At 75.7% G+C, this 14,647-nt stretch carries 18 protein-coding genes; 5 read left to right on the top strand and 13 right to left on the bottom strand.

What is annotated here, in order from left to right; genetic code table 11:
* The first annotated feature begins 7 nt into the window (after window positions 1–7).
* Genes B8281_RS03020 through B8281_RS03010 form a run of 3 tightly spaced genes read left to right on the top strand, consistent with a single transcriptional unit; the run spans window position 8 to window position 3,245 of the window.
* Window positions 8–532 carry an ATP-binding protein gene (locus tag B8281_RS03020; RefSeq protein ID WP_085386864.1) on the top strand — a complete coding sequence of 175 codons (525 nt, stop codon included), beginning with the start codon at window positions 8–10 and terminating at the stop codon, window positions 530–532.
* Window positions 511–2,382: a sodium:proton antiporter gene (locus tag B8281_RS03015; RefSeq protein ID WP_085386863.1), complete on the top strand. Its 1,872-nt coding sequence runs from the start codon at window positions 511–513 to the stop codon at window positions 2,380–2,382. Before B8281_RS03020 ends, B8281_RS03015 begins: the two co-directional genes overlap by 22 nt.
* Window positions 2,383–2,429: 47 nt before the next feature.
* Window positions 2,430–3,245 carry a MerR family transcriptional regulator gene (locus B8281_RS03010; protein WP_061268408.1) on the top strand — a complete coding sequence of 272 codons (816 nt, stop codon included), beginning with the start codon at window positions 2,430–2,432 and terminating at the stop codon, window positions 3,243–3,245.
* 2 nt (window positions 3,246–3,247) lie between these two features.
* Here the strand turns inward: B8281_RS03010 and B8281_RS19080 are convergent, their stop codons facing one another.
* The 5 genes from B8281_RS19080 to B8281_RS19665 form a co-directional block, all read right to left on the bottom strand.
* A complete protein-coding gene (locus tag B8281_RS19080; protein ID WP_156186415.1) occupies window positions 3,248–3,418 on the bottom strand; it encodes a hypothetical protein in 171 nt (56 codons plus the stop codon).
* Window positions 3,419–3,509: 91 nt separating this feature from the next.
* Window positions 3,510–4,628, bottom strand: coding sequence for a glycosyltransferase (locus tag B8281_RS03005; RefSeq protein ID WP_051028347.1), 1,119 nt, complete (start codon window positions 4,626–4,628; stop codon window positions 3,510–3,512).
* A gap of 173 nt (window positions 4,629–4,801) precedes the next feature.
* The gene (locus B8281_RS03000) at window positions 4,802–5,521 is read right to left on the bottom strand and encodes an anti-sigma factor (protein WP_085386862.1); all 720 of its coding nucleotides are present in this window, start codon (window positions 5,519–5,521) and stop codon (window positions 4,802–4,804) included.
* Complete coding sequence (locus B8281_RS19670) at window positions 5,518–6,024, bottom strand: sigma-70 family RNA polymerase sigma factor (protein WP_269467723.1); 507 nt, start codon at window positions 6,022–6,024, stop codon at window positions 5,518–5,520. The genes B8281_RS03000 and B8281_RS19670 overlap by 4 nt, the downstream gene beginning before the upstream one ends.
* A gap of 20 nt (window positions 6,025–6,044) precedes the next feature.
* Window positions 6,045–6,731 carry a YceI family protein gene (locus B8281_RS19665; protein ID WP_232322654.1) on the bottom strand — a complete coding sequence of 229 codons (687 nt, stop codon included), beginning with the start codon at window positions 6,729–6,731 and terminating at the stop codon, window positions 6,045–6,047.
* Between the two features lie 326 nt (window positions 6,732–7,057).
* Here B8281_RS19665 and B8281_RS02990 point away from each other — a divergent pair, with 326 nt between their 5' ends.
* Complete coding sequence (locus tag B8281_RS02990; protein WP_232322653.1) at window positions 7,058–7,528, top strand: hypothetical protein; 471 nt, start codon at window positions 7,058–7,060, stop codon at window positions 7,526–7,528.
* Between the two features lie 76 nt (window positions 7,529–7,604).
* Here the strand turns inward: B8281_RS02990 and B8281_RS02985 are convergent, their stop codons facing one another.
* From B8281_RS02985 to B8281_RS02965, 5 genes are all read right to left on the bottom strand, one after another.
* Window positions 7,605–8,018, bottom strand: a complete 414-nt coding sequence (locus B8281_RS02985) for a VOC family protein (RefSeq protein WP_198163132.1) — start codon at window positions 8,016–8,018, stop codon at window positions 7,605–7,607.
* Between the two features lie 3 nt (window positions 8,019–8,021).
* On the bottom strand, window positions 8,022–8,804 hold the full coding sequence (locus tag B8281_RS02980) for a deoxyribonuclease IV (protein ID WP_043658576.1): 783 nt from the start codon (window positions 8,802–8,804) through the stop codon (window positions 8,022–8,024).
* A 43-nt stretch (window positions 8,805–8,847) separates the two neighbouring features.
* On the bottom strand, window positions 8,848–9,096 hold the full coding sequence (locus tag B8281_RS02975) for a hypothetical protein (RefSeq protein WP_034650959.1): 249 nt from the start codon (window positions 9,094–9,096) through the stop codon (window positions 8,848–8,850).
* Between the two features lie 229 nt (window positions 9,097–9,325).
* A complete protein-coding gene (locus B8281_RS02970) occupies window positions 9,326–10,465 on the bottom strand; it encodes an RDD family protein (RefSeq protein WP_198163131.1) in 1,140 nt (379 codons plus the stop codon).
* A 132-nt stretch (window positions 10,466–10,597) separates the two neighbouring features.
* Window positions 10,598–11,848 carry an MFS transporter gene (locus B8281_RS02965; RefSeq protein WP_085386860.1) on the bottom strand — a complete coding sequence of 417 codons (1,251 nt, stop codon included), beginning with the start codon at window positions 11,846–11,848 and terminating at the stop codon, window positions 10,598–10,600.
* Window positions 11,849–11,914: 66 nt separating this feature from the next.
* On the opposite strand from B8281_RS02965, the gene B8281_RS02960 reads away from it, so the two are divergent.
* A complete protein-coding gene (locus B8281_RS02960) occupies window positions 11,915–12,346 on the top strand; it encodes a MerR family transcriptional regulator (RefSeq protein WP_021483088.1) in 432 nt (143 codons plus the stop codon).
* 44 nt (window positions 12,347–12,390) lie between these two features.
* Here the strand turns inward: B8281_RS02960 and B8281_RS02955 are convergent, their stop codons facing one another.
* The 3 genes from B8281_RS02955 to B8281_RS02940 all read right to left on the bottom strand — a co-directional run bounded on the left by B8281_RS02955 (window position 12,391) and on the right by B8281_RS02940 (window position 14,608).
* Entirely contained in the window at window positions 12,391–12,726 is a 336-nt protein-coding gene (locus B8281_RS02955) for a YnfA family protein (protein WP_085386859.1), read from the bottom strand.
* Window positions 12,727–13,112: 386 nt separating this feature from the next.
* Complete coding sequence (locus B8281_RS02945; RefSeq protein ID WP_085386857.1) at window positions 13,113–13,748, bottom strand: sugar O-acetyltransferase; 636 nt, start codon at window positions 13,746–13,748, stop codon at window positions 13,113–13,115.
* A 134-nt stretch (window positions 13,749–13,882) separates the two neighbouring features.
* The gene (locus B8281_RS02940; protein WP_085388578.1) at window positions 13,883–14,608 is read right to left on the bottom strand and encodes a HEAT repeat domain-containing protein; all 726 of its coding nucleotides are present in this window, start codon (window positions 14,606–14,608) and stop codon (window positions 13,883–13,885) included.
* Window positions 14,609–14,647 lie beyond the last annotated feature (39 nt).

Here is a 14,647-nt window from a genome sequence, read left to right as displayed (position 1 = left end):
CCCCCGCGTGACCCCGCCGGACGACGCCCCGCTCGTCGTGCTGAGCGCGACCGCGTCCCCGCCGTGGCTCGACGCCCTCCCGGACGCGTTCGCCGCGCTCTGGGGCCAGGCGCCGTGGGTGCCCACCGACGACCGGCTCGCCGTCGAGCTCGCCACGACGGAGATTGCCGCGAACATCGTGCGGCACTCGCCCGCACCCGAGACGGTCGAGGTCCGGGCCGAGCTCGACGCCGGGGCGGGACGCGTCGTCGTCGTGCTGCGCGACACCGCACCCGCCGCCGACGTCGACCTCGACCGCACCATGCCGCCCCCGAGGCCGAGTCCGGGCGGGGGCTCGCGCTCGCGCGGGCGTGCGTCGACCGGCTCGAGCACCGCTGGGTCGCGGGGACCTCGGGCAACGAGTGGCGCCTCGAACGCCGCGTGCGCACCGCCGGAGACGGCCCCGGCGGCTAGCGTGGGGGCGTCCCGCGCGCGCCGACCCGGGCGCGGCGCCGGTAGCCGGAGGTGCAGATGGAGTTCCCGTTCAGCCTGACCGAGGAGCAGATCCTCTCCCTCATCGTCGTCGGGACGCTCGCGGTCGTCGCGATCGTCGGGGTCAACGCCCTGGCGCCGAAGGCGGGTGTGGCCGCGCCCCTCGTGCTCGTCGCGGTCGGCGTCGTCGTGAGCTTCGTGCCCGCCGTCCCCGAGATCGAGTTCGAGCCCGAGTGGATCCTCGCCGGGATCCTGCCACCGCTGCTCTACTCGGCGGCCGTCGGCCTGCCCACCATGGACTTCCGGCGGGACTTCACCGCGATCAGCGGGCTCTCCGTCGTCCTCGTCCTGCTCAGCACCGCGCTCCTCGGCTACCTCTTCACGTGGCTCATCCCCGGCATCCCGCTCGCGGCGGGCTTCGCGCTCGGCGCCATCGTCAGCCCGACCGACGCCGTCGCGACGTCCATCGTCAAACGGCTCGGCGCGTCACCCCGCGTCGTCACGCTGCTCGAGGGCGAGAGCCTGCTCAACGACGCGTCCGCCCTCGTCCTCCTGCGCTCCGCCATCGCCGGGATCGGGATCGCCGTCGCGACCGGCGGGTCCGCCACCCGCGTGTCGCTGTGGTCGGTCGCGGGCGACTTCGTGTTCGCCGTCGTCGTGGCCGTGCTCGTCGGGTTCCTCGTCGGGTTCCTCGGCCTCTTCGTCCGGCGCCGCCTCGCCAACCCCGCGCTGAGCACCGCGGTGTCCTTCGTCGTGCCGTTCCTCGCCTACCTGCCGTCGGAGGAGCTCGGCGCGTCGGGCCTCGTCGCCGTCGTCACCGCGGGCCTCGTCACCGGCAACGGCGCCGCGAAGTACCTGCGGCCGCAGCACCGGCTCGCCGAGGAGTCGAACTGGCGGACCGTCGAGCTGCTGCTCGAGGGCACCGTCTTCCTCCTCATGGGGCTCGAGCTGTTCGCGCTCGTCACCGACGTGCAGGAGGCCCACGGCAGCCTGTGGCGCGCGGTCGGCATAGCGGCGCTCGCGGCCGTCGTCATCCTCGTCGTGCGCTCCGCGTACGTCGCGACGCTCCTGCGGTCCCTCGCGCGGCGCGCACGGCGGGGGGAGTCGATGCGCGGCGTCATCGCGGGCATGCAGGAGAAGCTCGACGCGCGCTTCGCGGCCGACGGCACGCCCGTCGCGCCGACCGTGCCCGCCGCGGCCAAGCCGGCGCCCGGGACGCCGGAGCGTCGCGGCGCCGAGATGGTCGCGAAGGCGCCCCCGGAGCGGGTGGGCCGGCTGCGGTCGTCGCTGCGTCGTCGTGCGGCCGACATCGACTACCTGACGGCCGAGCGGCTCGGGTGGCGCGAGGGCACGCTCCTCGTGTGGGCGGGCATGCGCGGCGTCGTGACGCTCGCCGCGGCGCAGACCCTCCCGCTCGACACGCCGCAGCGCTCGTTCCTCGTGCTCGTCGCGTTCGGGGTCGCGGCCGGGACGCTCGTCGTGCAGGGCGGCACGCTCCCGTGGGTCGTGCGCCGGCTCGGCCTCTCGGGCGGGTCCACGCGCGCCGACGAGGACCGCGGCGCCGTGCGCGCCGAGCTCGACGGCGCGGCCGTGGCCGTCATCGACGCGCCCGACCTCCGCCGCGCCGACGGCACCACCTACGACGGTGCCGTCGTCGCCCGCGTGCGCCGCGACGTCGTGCGCGAGCTGGAGAACCGCGACACCGACGCCGCGACGTCGGCCGACCTGTTCGCGCAGTACAAGGAGCTGCGGCTCCGGGCGATCGCGGCGCAGCGCGTCGCGCTGCTCGACGCGCGCACGTCGGGCGCGTACAGCTCGCAGGCGCTGCGGCACGCGCTCGACCTGCTGGACGCCGAGCAGATCGACCTCGAGCTCCGCCGCGGGCCCTACGTGCCCGGCGACGACGACTGAGCCGACCCCTTGCGGCTGCCCCAGGGGAAGGCCCTAGCGTCGCGGGCATGGACGAGTACACGACGGGTCAGGTGGCGCGCGCGACGGGGCTGAGCGAGAAGGCCGTCCGGATGTACGTCGACCGCGGGCTCCTCGACGCGCGCCGCACCTCCGCGGACGGCCCACGGCTGCTCGACGGCGGCCAGGTGGAGCGCGCCCGCCTCGTCCGGCTCCTGCGGGGCGTCGGGCTGTCGCTCGCCGAGGTGGGCGACGTGCTCGCCGCCCCCGACCCGGTCCCCGCGTTCGACGCCGTGTGGAGCGACCGCCGCTCGGCGCTCGCGGCGTCGCTGACGGCGGCGGAGTACGTCCGGTCCGCGCTCGTCGGCGCGCCACGGCTGGACGTCGTGGTGCACCGACGGCACGTGCCGGAGCGGCTCGTGCTCGGGACGGAGCGCCGCGCGACGCTCGCCGAGCTGCCGTCCGTGCTGCCCGAGGCGACCGGAGCGGTCTTCGCCGTGCTGCGCGCCGCCGACGTGCCCCTCGCCGGCCACCCCTACGTCGAGCTCCACGAGCGCGCGACCGAGGGGTACGCCGCCCGCCTCACGCTCCGGGTTCCCGTCCCCGCGCCCGTGCGGCCGCCGTCGGGCTTCGCCCTCACGACGGACGACGCGCACGAGGAGGCGTACGTCGCGCTCACGGCCGCGGAGGCCCGCGACCAGGAACGTCTGGTCCTCGTGCACGACTACCTGGCGTCCGGGCGGGCGCTCGCGGGCGGTGCGCCCGCGGGGGACGACCGGGAGGTCTACCTGCCGACCTGGGAAGCAGGCGGTCCCGGCCCGGTGATGGAGGTCGCCGTGCCGGTCGCGCCCGCCCCCGGTCCCTGAGGTCAGGCCTGCTCAGCGCGGCGGGCGGCGGCCCGACGGCGCAGGACGCGCGCCGTCGTGACGAGCGCGAGGCCGGCGACGAGGAGCGTCCAGGCCGCGACGACGTGGAACGCGGTCGCGACGCCGGTGACGGCGAGGACGGGGGCGGTCTGGGCGAGGGTCGAGTTGTACATGGCTGCTGTCCTTCCGGGACGGGTGAGGGCATGCCGAGGACGTCCCGGTCGCGTGCGCGACGGGGCGGGTCGGCGAGGGGAGGGGTGAGGGTCAGGCGGTGGCGGCGACGTGGTTCCACGTCGTCTGGCGCCGCGTGACGAACAGCGCTGCGGCGTGCAGGAACGCGCGCTGCAGGGCGAGGTCGTAGAGGAGCTCCGGCAGCACGAGCGCGGCCAGCAGCCGTGCGCGCCGCCCGGCACCCCAGACGGTGACGAGGCGCTCCGCGACGAAGACGAGCCCGACGGCCGCCCACAGCGGGGACAGCGTGAAGGTCCCCGTCACGAGGGTGACGACCGTGAGGAGCAGGTAGGCCGCCATCATGAGCGTGCCGACGGCGAGCATCACCTGTTGGCCGACGTAGCGCCACGTGGTGCGCGTGAGCCCGTACTCGGCGAGGTTGTCGAGCATCCCCTTGTACCAGCGGACGCGCTGCCGGTGCAGGTCTCCGGCCGTCGGCATGAGCTCGGTCGTGCAGCTCATGGTGACGGGGGAGCGCAGCTCGTGGCCGAGCGTGCGCAGCGCGAGGGTGAGCTCGGAGTCCTCGGTGATCGCGTGCCGGTCGTACACGTCGCCGCGCTCGCCGGGGAGGACCGAGCCGCGGGCGTCGGCGACCTCCTGGAGCGCGGTGCGGCGCACGAGGGCGGCGGTCCCGGTGAGCACGGCCGTGCGGCCGGTGAGGTCCACCTGCACGCCGTAGCGCGTGTACTCGTTGGCCTGGCAGTGCTGCAGGTAGCCCTGCGGCGGCCGACCGCGGAACACGCCGCCGACCGCGGCGACCTCGGGCGCCGAGGCGAGCACGGCGAGCCCTTCCTCGACGAACGTCGGGGCGATCGTCGTGTCCGCGTCGAGGACCATGACGACGTCCTCCGTCGTGGTCGCGATCGCCTGGTTGAGCGCGCCCGCCTTGCGGGCCGTGTTGCCCACGGTCTCCATGACGTCCGCACCGGCGGCGCGGGCGACCGCGACGGTCGCGTCCGTGCTGTTGTCCGAGACGACGAGCACCCGGTCGGGGCGGCGCGTCTGGGCCGCGAGCGAGGCGACGGTGGCGGGGAGCGCCTGCTCCTCGTCGTGGGCGGGGATGACGACGACGACGCGCACGGCGGGCCCGTCCGCGGGACGGGCGGCCGCCTCGGCGCGGTGGCGGGGGGTGTGCGGGGCAGTGGTGTTCACCGGAGGCTCCAGGTCGACGAGTGCTGTCGACAAGGAGCCTCCGGCGGTCGCCTCAGCGTTCCCGCGGGGGCGGCGCGGGGGTCCGCGAGGTCTGGCTCAGCGTTGCGGAAGTCCGATTGAGCGTTCAACCAGAGGCATTCCTGAGGGTTGTGCCCTCGGGAGGCGGGCCGGGATCAGACGTCGGCGGCCGCGAGCGCGCCGTCGACCCCCACGACCCCGAGCTCGAGCCGCGCGATCCCGTCCACCGGCACCGCCGACGACGCACCCAGGCCCGACGAGCTCCCCGCCTCCGTCGAGGACCACGTCGCCACGACCGAGCGCGTGCCGTCGTCGTCCACGAGCACGAGCTCGTACGTCGCGCCGTCCTCCCAGACCCCGGCCGGGTACGAGCACGACCAGTCGAGGCGCGTGCCCCACGAGGCGGGGGTCAGCGTGAGCTCGGCGCGCACGTCCGCGCCGCCGACCGGCTCGAGCGCGACCTGGGTCGTGCCGGACGTCGCGGGGGGCGGGACGTCGTCGGACCGCGTCACCGCCGCGCCGCCCGCGGCGCCCGCGACGACCAGGCCCACCGCCGCCACGGACAGGAGCGACCGCCGTCGCGTGCGGCGGCGCCGGGCGCTCGCGGCCACCACCGCGAGGGGCACGACGGCGCCCCCCGCCCCGCCGGACTCCTCGGCCGGGACGTCGGTGCGGGCGTCGTCCACGAGCGCGTCCGCGTGCTCGGCCGTGAGCATGCCGAGGATGCCCGGCATGCCCGCGAGCTCCGCGACGGCCTCGCGGCACGCCGCGCACGTCGCGAGGTGCTGCTCGAACGCGCGCCGGTCGCGCGGGCTGAGCGAGCCCAGCACGTAGGCGGCGTCCCACTCGCGGTACGGGTCCGGGGTGGCGGTCATGACGAGACTCCCTTCTCCTGCAGCGCGAGCCTCAGCGCGCGGAGCGCGTAGTGCATGCGGGACTTCACCGTCCCGGGCGGGACGCCGTGCGCCGACGCCATCTCGGCCACGGAGCGCCCGTGGTAGTACGCGTCGACGACGACCGCCCGGTGCTCGGGCGAGAGCGAGACCAGCGCGTCCGCGACGAGCCACGCGTCGAGCACGGCCTGGGTCGCGTCGGCCTCGCCGCGGTCGGGCACGTCGGCGCTCGCGAGCTCGCGGCGGTGGTGCGCGCTGCGCAGCTCGTCCACGACGAGGTTGCGCGCCACCGTGAAGAGCCACGCGCGCACCGACCCCTCCGGCCGCTCCAGCACCTCGGGGTGGCGCCACGCGCGCAGCAGCGTCTCCTGCACCACGTCCTGCGCCTGCGCCGGGTCGTCGGTGAGGCGCGCGACGTAGCGCTCCAGCGCCGGCCCGTGCGCGGCGTGGACCGCCCGCAGCAGGTCGTCGGCGTCGGCGCGCACGCGCGGCACCTCCCCGTCGGTCACGACCCGGCCGACCGCACGAGGTCGAGGCCGAACTCGACGCTGCCCGCGTCGTCGACCGTGACGAACCCGAGGCTCGGCGCCTCCACGTCGAAGTCGGAGAACGTGATCGGCACGCTCCCGACGACCTGGACGCCGTCGGTGGTCGGGCCGACCTGCGCCTCGACCGTGACGGCCTGCGTCACGCCGTGGATCGTCAGGTCGCCCGCGAGCTCGACGTCGCCCGACCCGGTCGGCAGGTCCACGGGGCTCGTCAGCTCGAACGTCGCGGTCGGGTACGTCCCGACCTCGAGCGCGTCGCCCCGGAAGTACGCGTCGCGCGGCGGCTCGTCGGTCGCGACGCTCGCCATGTCGACCTCGATCGTCGCCGCGGTGAGCGCGCCGTCCGCGACGGTGACCGACCCCGTGACCTCGTCGGTCCGGCCGGTCACCGTGACGTCCTCGCCCTGCAGCACCTCGTGCACGCGGTACCCCGCGTACGAGCCGTCCCCGACCGTCCACGCACCGGCCAGGTCCGCCGGGTCGAGCGTGGCGCCGTCGCCCGACGACGCGTCGAGCGTCGGCTCCTCGGCCGCCGCGCGGTTGGACCAGTCCGCGTACAGGCCCGGGCCGAACGCGACGGCCGCACCGCCGAGCACCACGACACCGACCCCGACCCCCACGAGCACCTTCGTCCTCCTGCGCACGTCTGCCCCTTCCGATCATCCTCTGCGACTCCGTCACCTGGGAGACGAGGCAGCGTCCTGATCGGTTCACCCGGGCCGTCGACGGTGCGCGGCCGGGCGGTGGGCCCGACGGTCGGACGGGCCGTCGGACGGGCGTGCGGTGTGCGGGCCGACGCGCGGGCGGGCCGGTGAACCTCGCGGCGCGCCGCGCCGTCGTGAGAGTAGGGGCCGTGCTCGCGACCCCGACCGTCCTTCCGAGGAGTCGACATGCGACGCACCCTGACCACCGGTGTCCCGGCCGCCACCACCTGGGCCGTCACCGCCCTGCTCGCCGCCACCCTCGCCGGGTGCTCCGGCGGGGAGGCGGCCTGTACGGGGGCGGTGGCTCCAGCCCGTCGGAATCGACCTCCGACGGCTCGACGGGCGGCGGCTCGTCGGACGTCGCGCTCGGCACGGCGGACTCCTCGCTCGCGACCGTCGTGGTCGACGGCCAGGGCATGACCGTCTACTACTACGACAAGGACACGAAGGGCTCGGGCACGAGCGCGTGCGAGGGCGAGTGCGCCGCCGCGTGGCCCGCCGTCCACGCGGCGAGCGCGGACCCCGAGGTCGACGGCGTGACGGGCGAGGTCGGCACCATCACCGGGGTCGACGGCGAGCTCCAGGTCACCGTCGACGGCCGCCCGGTCTACACGTACGCGGCCGACACCGGCCCCGGCGACGTCACGGGCCAGGGCGTGAACGGCGTCTGGCACGTCGTGGCTCCCGACGGGACCGAGGTCATGGACGCGGCTCCCGCCGCCGGGTCGGGCTACTGACCGGTGCGCCGACCGGTCGCGCGCGGGCTGGTCCTGCGGGAACCGGCCTCGCGCCGGGCAGCCCTGCACCGGCCGCTCACGGGTGGTCGAGCGGCGGCGAGCTCAGGCAGAACGGGTGGCCCTCCGGGTCCGCGTAGACGCGGAACAGGTCGTCGGGGTGGCCCTCGTCCTCCGGCGTGCCCGTGAGCGGGCGCGCGCCGCACGCGAGCGCGTGCTCGTGCGCCGCGTCGAGGTCGGGGACGTCGAGGTCGACGTGCACGCGCGCCCCGCCGGGCCAGGGTCGAACCTCGGCGTCGGACCGCTGGAACGCGAGGCGCGATGCGCCGGCCGGGACCTGGAGCGAGAGCCAGTCGTCGCCCGCCGGGTCGGCGACCTCGTGGCCCGGCGTGTACGCCCAGCCGGTCAGGCGCCGGTAGAACTCCGCGAGCGCGCGCGGGTCGCGTGCGTCGACGGTGACGTTGCGGAGCCGCAGCGGGCGCGGGTCTCCCACGGCTCAGCCGACCTGCTCGCGCAGCCACGCGACGTCGGCCGGGACGTCGGCGTGCGTCTCGCAGACGACCGACGTGCCCGCCGCGCGCACGACCCCGAGCAGGAGCTCCGGGTCGATCGTCCCGGCCGTGAGGCCGGCGTGGCGGTCGGCGCCGGAGCCCGCGGTGTCGCGGCTGTTGTTGAGGTGGACGAGGTCGACGCGGCCGGTGATCGCGCGCACGTCGTCGACCGCCGTCGTGAGGTCGATGCCGCCCGCCCACGCGTGGCACGTGTCGAGGCAGAACCCGACGTTCTCGGCGCCGTCGGCCTGCTGCACGGCCGCCCACAGGCCCTCGATGCGGTCGAGGCGGCGGGCCATCGAGAAGTCGCCGCCAGCGGTGTTCTCGATGTACACGGTGACGTCCGTCTGGAGCGCGTCGATCGCCTTGCGCCAGTTGTCGAAGCCCATCGCCGGGTCCTCCTTCGCGGTGACGTGCCCGCCGTGGACCACGACGCCCGTCGCGCCGACCGCCGCCGCGCCGTCCACGATCTGCTGGAGCAGCTTGCGGCTCGGGATGCGGATGCGGTTGTTGGGGCTCGCGACGTTGATGACGTACGGCGCGTGCACGACGAGCTCGAGGTCCGCCGCCGCGGCGGCGTCCTTCAGGGCCTCCGCGCCACCCGGGAACGTGAACTCCGGACCCTTCCACGACTGGGGGTCGCCGAGAAAGATCTGGGCGACGTCCGCGCCGATGCTCGCTGCCTGCGCGATGACGTCCGACTGGTCGAGGTGGGCTCCGATCCGCATGGGGACCAACCTACGCGGCGCCGCCCACGCGCGCGGCCGCTCGTCACCAGCCGGTCGAGCTCCTCCGGATGACGTCACGGCGCAGGTCGAGCAGTGCCGCGCGGGCGCGCCGACGGCGGTCGGTCGGGTCGACCGTGAGCTCGTCGCCGGGGTTCGCCCGACGCCGCGGCTCGCCGTGGACGTTGAGGTCGGGCGCGGCGCCGTGGTCGGCCGCGCGGTGCGCCGTCGTGGTCGCCGGGCCGGCCGACGTCGGAGCGGACGGTGCGGAGAAGAGCGGGCGGTTGTCCGGCACGGGAGCCTCCTCGGGGACTCCGTCGCGCGGGGCGGCGGAGGGTCGGGACGATGCTGGTGCGCCGGGCTCGCCGCCCGGCGCCCCCTCATCGTGCGACCGCGACGTTTCCCCCGGTCGTCCTCAACGTTTCGGCCATGTTGCGGCCCCACCCGGCCGCCGAGCACGGGGTTCCCGACCGCCCGAGACCGATCCCGGTCGCCGACCCCGTGCTCGACGGCGGCCGGTCAGGTCAGGCGGGGCCGCGGGCTCCGCACGTGGCGATCGTCTGCGAGCCTTCCTCGCCGTCGACAACCACCGAGGCCTCCCAGCGCCAGGCCTCCGGCAGAAGATCGACCGTCCCCGCCGGGACGTGGACCGTGCCGAGACCGGAGCCCGGCGTCGTGGGCTCGACCGACTCCCACTCTGGCCCGCCGTCCGGCGTCTGCTCCACGCGGAAGGACGACCGGTACTCGCCCAGCTCGTCGCCCTGCCACGTCGTGAGGCGCACGACGAGCGCGCCGTCCAGCGGCCCGTCGAGCGTCACCCCCGGGGCGACGTCGACGGTGAACGCCGCCTCGAGGCCCGCCTCCTCGCCGGCCCACGCGGGGAGCGGGTCCGTGCGGGTCACGCCCCAGCGGGTCATGGTGCCCGCCTCCGACCAGCCGGAGACGTGGATGTCGCTGACCGTCAGCGGGGACCCGGCCGCCACCTCGGGCGTGCACGACTGCATCTCCGGGTCGCCGGTGGTGGACGTGGCAGGGCCGAGCATGAAGACGGCGCTGCCCACAGCGAGGACCGTCGCCGCGCCGGTCACGACGCGCGACTGCGTCGGGCCGCCGAGGCCGGTGCCCGGGCCGAGGAACGGGACGGGCGGTCGCACGCGCCGGAGCACGACGGTGCTGCACAGCGAGTCGGCGAACGTGCGGCGCTGCGCGTTCCACAGGGGGCGGAGGAAGCCGATGTAGAGCAGCGCGTCGAGGATGTGCGCCACGCTCCGCAGGACGGTGCGCACGAGACCCGCGGGGCGACCCGTGGTGTCGTGCACGACGACGATCCCCACCGTCCGCTTGCCGGGGGTCGCGCCCGTCCAGGCCTGGAGGGCGAGGAGCGCGGCCACGGTGCCGAAGGCCCACCAGCCCCCGCCGGGCACCGGTGCCTCCGTGCTCACGCCGAAGCTGATCGTCGGGATCCAGGCGACCTCGTAGGCCGGCCCGACGGCGAGGAACAGCACCGTCGCGGCGATCGCGGTGTCGAGCAGCGACGCGACGACCCGGCGCGACCAGCTCGCGTAGGGGCCGTGCGCGGGTTCGAGCTCCGGCAGCGTGTCGTCGAGGTCTCCGGCTCCGACGGCGTGCGTCGGCCCCCTGCCGGTCGGGGCGTCGATGGCCACGCGCGCATCCTGGCACAGCGCGCCCCCGCTGACCACACCCTCCCGCCGAGCACGACGTTCCCGGCGCTCTCGTGCCGGGAACGCCGGGAACCTCGTGCTCGACGCGGAGCGACCTCGTGCTCGGCGGCCGTCTCAGCGGAAGGAGTGCCGCCGACCCCGGGCGACGGTCGCGAGCACCGGGACCATGAGCGCGAGGGAGACCCACGGGAGGCCGCCCGGTCCCGCGACGGCGAGCGCCGCGCCTCCGACGGCACCGCCGAGCGCGACGGACGTGTTCCACACGGTGACGAGCGCGGACTGCGCGACGTCGGCGCCGTCGCCCGCGGCCCGGGCGGCGGCGGTCGTGTAGAGCGTCCCGGCGCCGCCGAACGCCGCACCCCAGGCGGCGACGGCGAGCACGACGACGACGGTCGACGTCGGGGCGAGGCCGAGCACGAGCATCGCGAGGGCGAAGACGACGACCGACCCGAGGGTGAGGGCGCGCAGGCGGCGGTCGATGAGCGCTCCGACGAGCACGAGCGCCCCTGCGGAGGCGGCGCCGAGGACGAGGAGCAGCGCGCTCGTGCGCGAGCCCTGGCCGAGGTGCGCGAGGTGGACCGCGACGTACGTGTAGAGCGACGTGTTGGCGAGCACGTTGAGCCCGGTGACGAGCAGCACCGGCCGCAGGCCGGGACGGGGGAGGACGGCGCGGATCGCGAGCTGCGCGCCGCGCGGGGTGCCCGCCGCGCCGGGGACGCCGAGCCGGATCCAGGCGAGCAGCACGACCCCGACGACGGAGAGGACGCCGAACGTCCAGCGCCACCCGACGGCGGCGCCCAGCACGGCCCCGGCGGGGACGCCGAGCGTCAGGGCGAGCGGACCCCCGGCCATGGCGATCGTCATCGCGCGGCCGACGCGGTCCGCGGGCACGATCCGGCGCACGTACCCGGGCAGGAGCGCCCACGTCAGCCCGGCGACGAGCCCCGCGGCGAAGCGCGCGACGAGCGTCAGCGCGAACGACGACGACACCGCGGTGACGGTGTTCGCGACGACGAACCCCGCGACCGCCACGAGGAGCAGCGTGCGGCGGTCCCACCGCGCGGTGGCGCGCGTGAGCGGGATCGCGGCGACGATCGCCCCGACGGCGAACGCGGTGACGGTCTGCCCGGCCGCTCCGGCCCCGACGCCGAGGTCGGCGGCCATGGCGGGCAGCACGCCCGCGGGGAGGATCTCGGTGAGCAGCGTGAGGAACCCCGCCGCCGCGAGCGCGAGGAGCGCGCCGACGGGCAGGACGCCGGGGCTGTGGGTCGCCGGGGTCGTCGGGGGCGCCGGAGTGCCGGCCGAGGTCGGGCCCGGGACGGCGGCGGCCGTAGGACCGGTGGTGGGTGTGCTCGTCGTGGACATGGGGTTAGCATCGATGTCTGACATTGATGTGAAGGTCAAGCGGCACGACCCGGAGAGGTGGATCACGTGCGGATCGGCGAGCTGTCCCGGCGCACCGGGACCCCGACGCGCCTCCTGCGGTACTACGAGGAGCAAGGCCTGTTCACGCCCGAGCGGGCCGAGAACGGTTACCGCGAGTACGGCGAGCACCTCGTCGACCGCGTGCTCCAGATCCGCGGGCTCCTCGAGGTGGGCTTCACGACGAAGATCATCAAGGAGTTCCTGCCGTGCCTCGGCAACGCGCCGGAGATCCACCTGCACAACGCCTACCCGGACAAGATCGCGCTCCTCGAGACCGAGCTCGCGCGCCTGGAGGACCGCATCCGCATCCTCGAGAAGAACCGCGAGGCGATCGCCGACTACCTCGACCGCATCCGCCCGTTCGCCCAGCGCCCGGAGGACCGCGTCGCCGGGAGCGCCTCGTCGAGCACGACGTTGCTGTCGTCATCCGCCGGATAGCGACGGCAACGTCGTGCTCGGCGGGGGAGGGGCAGGGGGCTCGGTCACTCGGGGCGTGGGGCGTACATGATGACGGCGACGCCGGCGAGGCACAGCAGCGCACCGGTCACGTCCCAGCGGTCCGGGCGGAAGCCGTCCACGACCATGCCCCACGCGAGCGAGCCGGCGACGAACACGCCGCCGTACGCGGCGAGGATGCGCCCGAAGTTCGCGTCCGGCTGGAGCGTCGCGACGACGCCGTAGAGCCCGAGCGCGACGACGCCCGCCCCGATCCACAGCCAGCCCCGGTGCTCGCGGAGCCCCTGCCACACGAGCCACGCCCCGCCGATCTCCAGCAGCGCGGCGAGCACGAACAGCGGGATCGAGCGCGCGAGGTCCATGCGCGCGAGCGTAGGCGAGCGCGCACAGCCCGGGGTCCCGTGTCCGGGGCGCGACCGGTGCGCGCCGTCGGGGGTGCTACTGCCAGACCTGCTCCAGCGGCTCCGCCAGGCGGGTGCACTCGCTGCACCGCAGGCGTCGTGCCGTCCGCACGACGGGGTTCCCCACGGAGGTGGCGGGGATCCGGATCCTCACCTCGTGGGTGTGCTCGGCGCACGTGGCCGCGCCGCACTCGCTGCACACGGCCGTTGCGACCCGGCCGTCGCGGGAGGTGGTCCCGCACTCTGCACACTGCATGGCTCCTGCTCTCCGCCGGCGCCGGGCGCCGGCTGGTCGGTGACTGCGTCGTCGTGCGCGCCGGGCCACGTCGCCCGGGCGCGGGTGCCGTTCAGCGGGCGGTGGTGTCCGCGGGGTCCGTCGTGATCGCGCGGACGGGTCGGCACGGGTTGCCCACCGCGACGACGCCCGCGGGGATGTCCCGCGTGACCACGGACCCCGCCCCGATGATGCTGTCGTCGCCGATCGTCACGCCGGGCGTGATGGTGACCGAGCCGCCGATCCACACGTTGCTCCCGATCGTGACGGGCTCGGGGCGCTCCCATCCCTCGCGGCGGCGGACGACGTCCTCGGCGTGGTTCGGCGTGTAGATCGAGCAGCGCGGGCCGATGAGGCAGTCCGGGCCGATGGTGACGAGGCCGCCGCCGATGACCATGAAGTCGGCGTTGATGAAGGTCCGCGCGCCGATCAGCAGGCGGTCGCCGTAGTCGATCGTCAGCGGCGGGCGGAAGTCGATCCCGTCCTCGGCGCCGGGGACGAGGCGGTGGAAGAGGCGGCGCGCCTCGTCGACGTCCTCGTCGTACACGCGCCCGATCCGGGCGCACGTCGCGTGCGCGTCGCGGGTCAGCTCCTGCAGCGCGGGCGACGTGCGGTAGCGCAGCCACCCGCCGGAGAGCAGGCTGCGGAGGTCCTCGTCCGTGGCGGCCAGCTCGGCCATCCTCGTGGTCGGCTCGGTCGTGCTGCTCATCGGACTCCCTCGTCGTTATTAGTATTTCGGTTAAACATATCGGCGCGCGCGAAGAGACGCAAGACTCCTCGGGCTCGACTTTTCTGGGCCGCCGTCGCCGGGGTGCCGTCATCGGGGCGGCTCCCGGCGCCCGGTCAGGACGCGGGGTCGAGCACGCGGCGCAGGCGCGCCTTCTTCTCGTTCTCGCGCACGACCCACGCCACGTCCGGGTCCGACGACCCGCGCAGCGCCGCGAACCGCGGCACACCGGCGGCCGGGTCGCCGACGACGGCGACGCTCCAGCAGTAGCCGAGGGCTTGGCGCAGCGTGCGCACGTCGGGGTCGCGGCGCACGTCGGCGGGGAGCGCGCCGATCGAGGCGGTCGCGGCCGCGCACGCGTCGAACGCGGCGGTCGCGGTCGCCGGGTCCCGGAGGAGCCGCGGCTCGCAGATCCCGGCGACCGCGGCGCGGCGGACCAGCGGGTCGGCGTCGGCGACCCACGACGCGACGAGAGCGCGGAGCGAAGCGGGCTCGGCGTCGCCGATCCGTTGGAGCGCCATCGCGACGGCCTCACGGACGCGCCACGACCCGTCCGACGCGCGGGCGCGCAGCCGGTCGGTCGGCTCCGCGCGCGCGTCGGCGGGGGCCTCGACGACGACCCGGCCCAGCCCGCACGTCCCGCAGCACCGGAGGTACTCGTCGGGGTCGTCGGCCAGGGCGCGCACGAGGTCAGCGGGCGCGACGTCGGCGAACGCGTTCAGGAGCTCGAGGTTCGCACGCGGGCCCGGCAGCCCCGACCCCGCGGTGAGGTGCGCGCGCACCGCCGCCGGGTCGCCGTCGAGCGCGCGCAGCGCGGCCCGGTGCTCCTCTCGCACGGTCATGCCGACCACGCTAGGACGCGGCGCCTCCGTCCGACAGGG

The organism is Cellulosimicrobium sp. TH-20 (assembly GCF_002105775.1).
Lineage (GTDB): Bacteria > Actinomycetota > Actinomycetes > Actinomycetales > Cellulomonadaceae > Cellulosimicrobium > Cellulosimicrobium funkei.
Note: the sequence above shows the minus strand (reverse complement) of the source record. Positions and strands in the feature narration are given on the sequence as shown.

Bases quoted from the DNA above. Each gene is read 5' to 3' on its own strand.
- B8281_RS03015 (WP_085386863.1), top strand. From the start codon at position 511: ATGGAGTTCCCGTTCAGCCTGACCGAGGAGCAGATCCTCTCCCTCATC.
- B8281_RS03010 (WP_061268408.1), top strand. From the start codon at position 2,430: ATGGACGAGTACACGACGGGTCAGGTGGCGCGCGCGACGGGGCTGAGC.
- B8281_RS19080 (WP_156186415.1), bottom strand. From the start codon at position 3,418: ATGTACAACTCGACCCTCGCCCAGACCGCCCCCGTCCTCGCCGTCACC.
- B8281_RS03000 (WP_085386862.1), bottom strand. From the start codon at position 5,521: ATGACCGCCACCCCGGACCCGTACCGCGAGTGGGACGCCGCCTACGTG.
- B8281_RS02980 (WP_043658576.1), bottom strand. From the start codon at position 8,804: ATGCGGATCGGAGCCCACCTCGACCAGTCGGACGTCATCGCGCAGGCA.
- B8281_RS02965 (WP_085386860.1), bottom strand. From the start codon at position 11,848: ATGTCCACGACGAGCACACCCACCACCGGTCCTACGGCCGCCGCCGTC.
- B8281_RS02955 (WP_085386859.1), bottom strand. From the start codon at position 12,726: ATGGACCTCGCGCGCTCGATCCCGCTGTTCGTGCTCGCCGCGCTGCTG.
- B8281_RS02945 (WP_085386857.1), bottom strand. From the start codon at position 13,748: ATGAGCAGCACGACCGAGCCGACCACGAGGATGGCCGAGCTGGCCGCC.
- B8281_RS02940 (WP_085388578.1), bottom strand. From the start codon at position 14,608: ATGACCGTGCGAGAGGAGCACCGGGCCGCGCTGCGCGCGCTCGACGGC.